Annotated in this window: 6 protein-coding genes; all 6 read left to right on the top strand. The window is 41.8% G+C overall.

The features are described from left to right. Positions 1 to 2 precede the first annotated feature (2 nt). The 6 genes from rpsR to Q0502_RS06225 all read left to right on the top strand — a co-directional run bounded on the left by rpsR (position 3) and on the right by Q0502_RS06225 (position 5,661). Positions 3 to 227, top strand: a complete 225-nt coding sequence (gene rpsR, locus Q0502_RS06250) for a 30S ribosomal protein S18 (RefSeq protein ID WP_298648545.1) — start codon at positions 3 to 5, stop codon at positions 225 to 227. 15 nt (positions 228 to 242) lie between these two features. After that, entirely contained in the window at positions 243 to 686 is a 444-nt protein-coding gene (rplI, locus tag Q0502_RS06245; protein ID WP_298648543.1) for a 50S ribosomal protein L9, read from the top strand. Between the two features lie 208 nt (positions 687 to 894). Continuing rightward, positions 895 to 2,934 (top strand): tetratricopeptide repeat-containing sensor histidine kinase, encoded by a 2,040-nt coding sequence (locus tag Q0502_RS06240; RefSeq protein ID WP_298648542.1) that lies wholly within the window; start codon positions 895 to 897, stop codon positions 2,932 to 2,934. Then, positions 2,849 to 3,787 (top strand): response regulator, encoded by a 939-nt coding sequence (locus Q0502_RS06235; protein ID WP_298648541.1) that lies wholly within the window; start codon positions 2,849 to 2,851, stop codon positions 3,785 to 3,787. The genes Q0502_RS06240 and Q0502_RS06235 overlap by 86 nt, the downstream gene beginning before the upstream one ends. A 295-nt stretch (positions 3,788 to 4,082) precedes the next feature. Beyond that, entirely contained in the window at positions 4,083 to 4,958 is an 876-nt protein-coding gene (locus Q0502_RS06230; RefSeq protein WP_298648540.1) for a DUF2589 domain-containing protein, read from the top strand. A gap of 4 nt (positions 4,959 to 4,962) precedes the next feature. Then, complete coding sequence (locus Q0502_RS06225) at positions 4,963 to 5,661, top strand: hypothetical protein (RefSeq protein WP_298648539.1); 699 nt, start codon at positions 4,963 to 4,965, stop codon at positions 5,659 to 5,661. Positions 5,662 to 5,728 lie beyond the last annotated feature (67 nt).

Raw genomic sequence — 5,728 nt, 5'->3', positions numbered from 1 at the left:
CGGTGGATGTGAAGAAGAAAAAATATTGCCGCTTCAAAAAGAACGGTATCAAATACATTGACTATAAAGATCCCGAATTCCTGAAAAAGTTCCTGAACGAACAGGGAAAGATCTTGCCGAGAAGAATTACCGGTACGTCATTGAAGTTTCAACGCCGAATCGCGCAGGCAGTGAAGAGAGCCCGTCATATAGCTTTACTTCCCTATGTAACCGATTTAATGAAATAAAAAGGAGGAAGAGAAATGGAAGTAATTTTAAAAGAAGACATACAGAGTTTAGGCTACAAAGACGATGTAGTGAATGTGAGAAAAGGGTATGCGCGTAATTTTCTTATCCCCCAGGGTAAAGCGGTGATAGCCAGTGAATCCGCCAAGAAGGTGCTGGCTGAAAACCAGAGACAGCGTGCCCATAAGGTGGCCCAGATAAAAGCAGACGCACAGGCGCTTGCCGATAAGATGGAAGGTGTTACACTGACCATCGGGGCAAAGACCAGTTCTACCGGGACAATTTTCGGTTCGGTTACCAGCATTCAGGTTGCCGATGCATTGAAAGAAAAAGGTTTTGAAGTGGAAAGGAAACTGATCGTGATCAAAGACCCGGTGAAAGAGGTAGGGAACTACAATGCCGTGGTGAAACTTCACAAAGAGGTTTCAGTGGATATCCCATTTGAAGTGATTGCGGAATAAAAGTCCTGCACCCCGTTATATACAAAGAGCCCCGAAGTTTTTTCCGGGGCTTTTTTCATGCTGCTTCCACCGGTTTTTCTTGTGACGGTCATAGTAATATTATTTGTAACAGGGTTTGAGCGATGGATTTTCTGATATTTACAAATTTTCATTAAAAAAGTTTTATACATTACCCTCATTGATTATATTTGTATGGAAAATCAAGGCAATGCACCCACAATTAGCGCCAGTAAGGTATGGATCTGTTTCCTGCAACGGGGATCGTCCCGCTCTTTATAGAACGGGACTGCTTCTGATTGTTCTTTTCCTGTTTTTTTCCTGTGTTCAAAAAGAAAAAGATCAATATTCTTTAGACGAAAAGAAAAAAAAGTGGGAAGAAAAAATATCCCGGATGGATTTATCCGTCGATTCCCTTCGCTTATTATTGGAGGAGAGTGTTTCTGTCCGGGATGATGTAGCCATTTCTTTACTATGTAGGGAATTAGGAGAGCGTATGCGGATCTCCTCCGATTTTTCGGACGCGATAGCTTACCACCAACAGGGGCTTGTTGCGGCTTATAATATCCGGGATACTCTCGGGATTACTCAGGCTCTTAACAATATCGGCACCGATTTCAGAAGGATTGGCGCTCTGCCCGAAGCCTCCGATTACCACTACCAGGCATTGCAGATGGCTGAGTCTTTTTCGGGGAGAAATGGAAAGACCGGCCGGAAGAACCGTATCATGGCCATTAACGGTATAGGCAATGTCCATCTATCATTCGGTAATTTGGATGAAGCTGAAAATATGTTCAGGGAAGCCCTTTCGGAAGAAAAAGCACTGGGAAGCGATCTCGGACAGGCCATCAATTATGCCAATATAGGCGCTGTCTTCGAAGAAAAGCAGAGGTATGATTCGGCGTTTTTCTATTACCAGCGTTCCATGGAGCATAATATGCTTGCAAAATCACAACTGGGGATCGGGTTATGTTATATTCACTTCGGCCATATCTATGAGTTACAGAATGAATTTGACAAAGCGGAACGTGAATACCAGTTAGCTTATGATGTGATGAACGGAATATCTGATCCATGGCATTGGCTGGAGGCAACTCTGGCGATAGCACGCATACGGCTGCATAAGAACGATGAGAAAGAGTCGTTGAAATATATCAACCTCTCCCGTCAGGCCGCTGCAGAAATCCGCTCGCCTGAGCATCTTTCAAAAGCATACCATCTGTTACACGAATATAATCTTAAGCGGGGTGATTTTACCGCTGCTCTGAACGATTTCAAAATAAGCAAATCGTTCGAAGACACTATTCAGAATATACAAAAACTGAATAAAGTGATAGATATGCGTTTGAATTATGAACGCAATAAGTACAGACAAAATATCGCCCATCTGAATCTCCGGAACGAGATGGAAGCCCGGCAGAAAAGCACCATCCTCTATGCTTCCGTTATATCGGTGGCGCTCCTTATCTTTTCCCTGATCGCCCTTTTTTATGCTTACATCCAACGTACGAACAGCAATAAGATTTTACGGAAACTGAACAGGGTGCGAACGAATTTTTTTACGAATGTAACGCACGAATTTCGTACGCCGCTTACAGTCATTCTCGGATTAAGCAATCAATTGCAGGCTGAAAAAGAGATCACTCCTGCGGAGATGAATTCCTATCTGAGAGCGATAGACCGTCAGGGAACCCATTTGTTATCGCTGGTCAATCAGTTGCTGGATATGTCGAAGATAGATGCGGGTATAGATAATCCTCAGTGGCAAAAAGGAAATATTGTGGTGTATGTGCAGATGGTCGTCGACTCCTTCCGCCTTTACGCGAAAAACAAAAATTTGAAATTGATATTTTTGAGCAGTGAGCCGACTATCATCATGGACTTCATTCCGCATTACATCGATAATATACTGCAAAATCTGGTGTCGAACGCCATAAAGTTCAGCTCAGCGGGGAGTGAGATCTTCGTGACCACCGCCAGGGTCAACAATAAATTTACCCTTAAGATAGCTGATGCCGGGGAGGGTATAGCGAAAGAGGATTTGGAGCACGTCTTTGAGCTTTTTTATCAAGGCAACAGAACCGATAAAAATAGCGGCAGCGGAATAGGATTAAGTTATACCCGGCAGATGGTTGAAATGATGAATGGGAAAATTGAGGTGGAGAGTGAAGACAAAAGGTTCTATATTTACGGTGATACTACCTCTGCAACACTCCGGCGTATGGAAGTCTCAAACCCGGAATCAAAATGAAGCGGATATTTCATCCGGGATGAAAGTGTTCCCCGAGATTGAGAAGTCACTGTCTCCCCGGGCGGGTACCGAACCCATAAGAGAAGGGCATTCAAAATTACGCCCTACCGTTCTATTGATTGAAGACAATGAAGATGTATTGCTTTTTGTGAAGTCTTTCCTGTCCGCGGAATACAATTTAGTGATGGCCCACGATGGAATTGAGGGCATGGAACTGGCTACGGAGCTCATACCCGATATCATTGTCACCGATATCATGATGCCCAATAAAGACGGGTTAACCCTTTGTCGCGAAATTCGCGAATCGGCATTGTTGAATCATATTCCCATCATCTTACTGACGGCCAGAAGTACGTTGGATGATCAGTTGAAAGGATTGAAATATGGCGCCGACGCCTATATCCGGAAACCTTTTCACTCCGGTGAATTACTGGTCCAGATGGAAACTCTGTTAGGGAATCGCCACCTACTCAAGGAGAAATATATGCGTTCTATTCTTAAGAACGATGCTACTCCGAAAAAAGATGTCAACATGGATTTTCTTCAGAAGGCGACGGATATTGTGTACAGTGAGATGCACAATCCTCATTTTACGGTTGTTTCTCTCGCTGAAAAGCTTTGTATCAGCAGTTCCCAACTCAACAGGAAACTGAGCGCAATATCCGGATATACTCCTTCGGAATTTATGATGCGGCTTCGTATTGAATGCGCTAAAAAGAGACTGGCACTCGAAGACAAATCCATCGGGCAGATTGCCTACGATTGCGGTTTCTATGACATAGCCTATTTTTCCCGTACTTTTAAGAGATTCACCCAACTCTCTCCCTCGCAATACCGCCGTTTACCCCGGTAAATCGGATCGCCTGTATTTATACTCCCGTAAAAAGTAATATTGTATTATTTTCATATTAATAATCAGTGTCTTGGATTTTATTTGTATAAAAATAATACAAAAAAGTCCGATTGTTAACGCATGATTCCTACAAAGCTATAAATGAAAAATACAAAGAATTTTTCCGGGTATCCTGTATGTTTGTAAGAAATATGTATATGTCGTACATCAATGAAAAATATCCGATAAAGAATAGGAATAAATTTTATAAATCATAGCTTACTTTAATTGTATTATTAAAAAAAATGCGAGAACAATGAAAACTCTAAAATCGGTCTTGCAAGAAGATCACAGTAAAAAAACAAAAAGCGAATTGATTGAATTGTTATCGGGATTGGAAAGTTCTTTAACTCCATCCGTGTATGAACAGGTTAGCGGAATTGCTCCTTCGGAACTGCAAAGCCTTACCAAAAAGGATATTCTGGAAATTGTCGACAGTTTTAAAACCGGATATGATCCGAAATGGGAAAATACGATAGCGGGGGCTTCCACCGATGTGTTAAAGCTGATTTTCGGGCAAATAGCCAAAGACGATAAGCTTTTTATCACATCCGACGCGGCAAGTGCCGATTTTGCCGCCGAATTGGGGAGCATCGATTTTGCGACAATTATCGGAGGTCCGCTGGACGCTTGTGTTAAGGCACAGTCAAATGCCTCGATAAGCACTGTCAGTTTTATCAATGAAGTAGGATTCGAAACGGATTCGTCAGGTGAAAAAAAACTTAGAATGGCGGAGTTCAAATATAAGAAAAATGTACCGAATCCTGAATACGATCCTGAGAATCCGGAAGGAAACTCGCCTACAATCCAGCAAGATACGGAAATCAGTGTGCCGTTTATCGCACTCCTCAATGTGCCGAGTTTCAGGATAGAGTCTTGTGAAGTGGACTTTAACGTAAAGCTTAACTCCACATATACAAAGAACGTAAGTGATGAATTTGGCATCAGCGCCGGGGCTTCGGGCGGATGGGGGCCGGTAAAATTTAAAGTGGATGTTTCATACAAAAGATCTTCCAGCACTGGTATAAAGGTGGAAAAAGAGTACTCCCTGGGAGTGAAAGTGAGGGCAACCAATGATGAGATGCCGGCCGGTCTGGAAAAAGTACTGGGTTTATTGGGTTCAACAAACTGAGAAAATGATCAAACTTTCAGATTACCTGGATTATCTCAACAATGAGATAATCCAGGCTCGTAAAAAAGCCGATGAAAAGACGATTCTTGTTGCTAAAGAATATGCCCGGCACGACTATTTGAAATATTTCAAGGCGCCGAGATACGCATTTCCGAGCATTAAGATGGATATCCCTTTGAAAATTACTGATATTGATGCTCTTTCGAAATACAATTTCAAACTTGATGAGGATAAATTCCTTGTAGATCTGAATGAAAGGATCAGGACGGTGAATAAAGAAAAGGAACTCAATATTTCTCCGGTCACGAAAGAGCAGATACAAAATCAGGAATTCAAACTACTTTTCAAGACGCTTGAAAATAAAGACCAGAAGAAGGTAAAGAATATTGGGGATGAGATAAAAAAAATAGATGTCCTGCCTCAAATTAAATCGTTGAATATCGGCATATTCAGGCCTCAAGACGCATCCGTGGAAGTTGAAGCGGCCGAGATGAAGAGGATTCTTACGGAAGCTATCAGTAATAGTTATACTATGGTATCCACTACATTGAATGATATCTATATTGACCCGAATACTTCGGGAGTGGAAGATAAAGACAAATTATTCATCAATCTTCATATTGAAATGGAAGAGGAAGGGATAAGAATAGTAACATTCACGGATAAAAACGGGCAGCAGGTTGAGGAAATCATTTTCGAATAAATGCAGGAATTTATCCATCATAAGGTAAAAGTGATTGAAGAATTTTTTACCGAATTCAATCAGTTGC

Origin of the sequence: uncultured Proteiniphilum sp., from assembly GCF_937873925.1 — a bacterium.
In the GTDB taxonomy this organism is placed as follows: domain Bacteria; phylum Bacteroidota; class Bacteroidia; order Bacteroidales; family Dysgonomonadaceae; genus Proteiniphilum.
Note: the sequence above shows the minus strand (reverse complement) of the source record. Positions and strands in the feature narration are given on the sequence as shown.

Coding starts and splice junctions, on each gene's coding strand:
- Q0502_RS06225 (WP_298648539.1), top strand. CDS start 4,963: ATGATCAAACTTTCAGATTACCTGGATTATCTCAACAATGAGATAATC.
- Q0502_RS06230 (WP_298648540.1), top strand. CDS start 4,083: ATGAAAACTCTAAAATCGGTCTTGCAAGAAGATCACAGTAAAAAAACA.
- rplI (WP_298648543.1), top strand. CDS start 243: ATGGAAGTAATTTTAAAAGAAGACATACAGAGTTTAGGCTACAAAGAC.
- Q0502_RS06240 (WP_298648542.1), top strand. CDS start 895: ATGCACCCACAATTAGCGCCAGTAAGGTATGGATCTGTTTCCTGCAAC.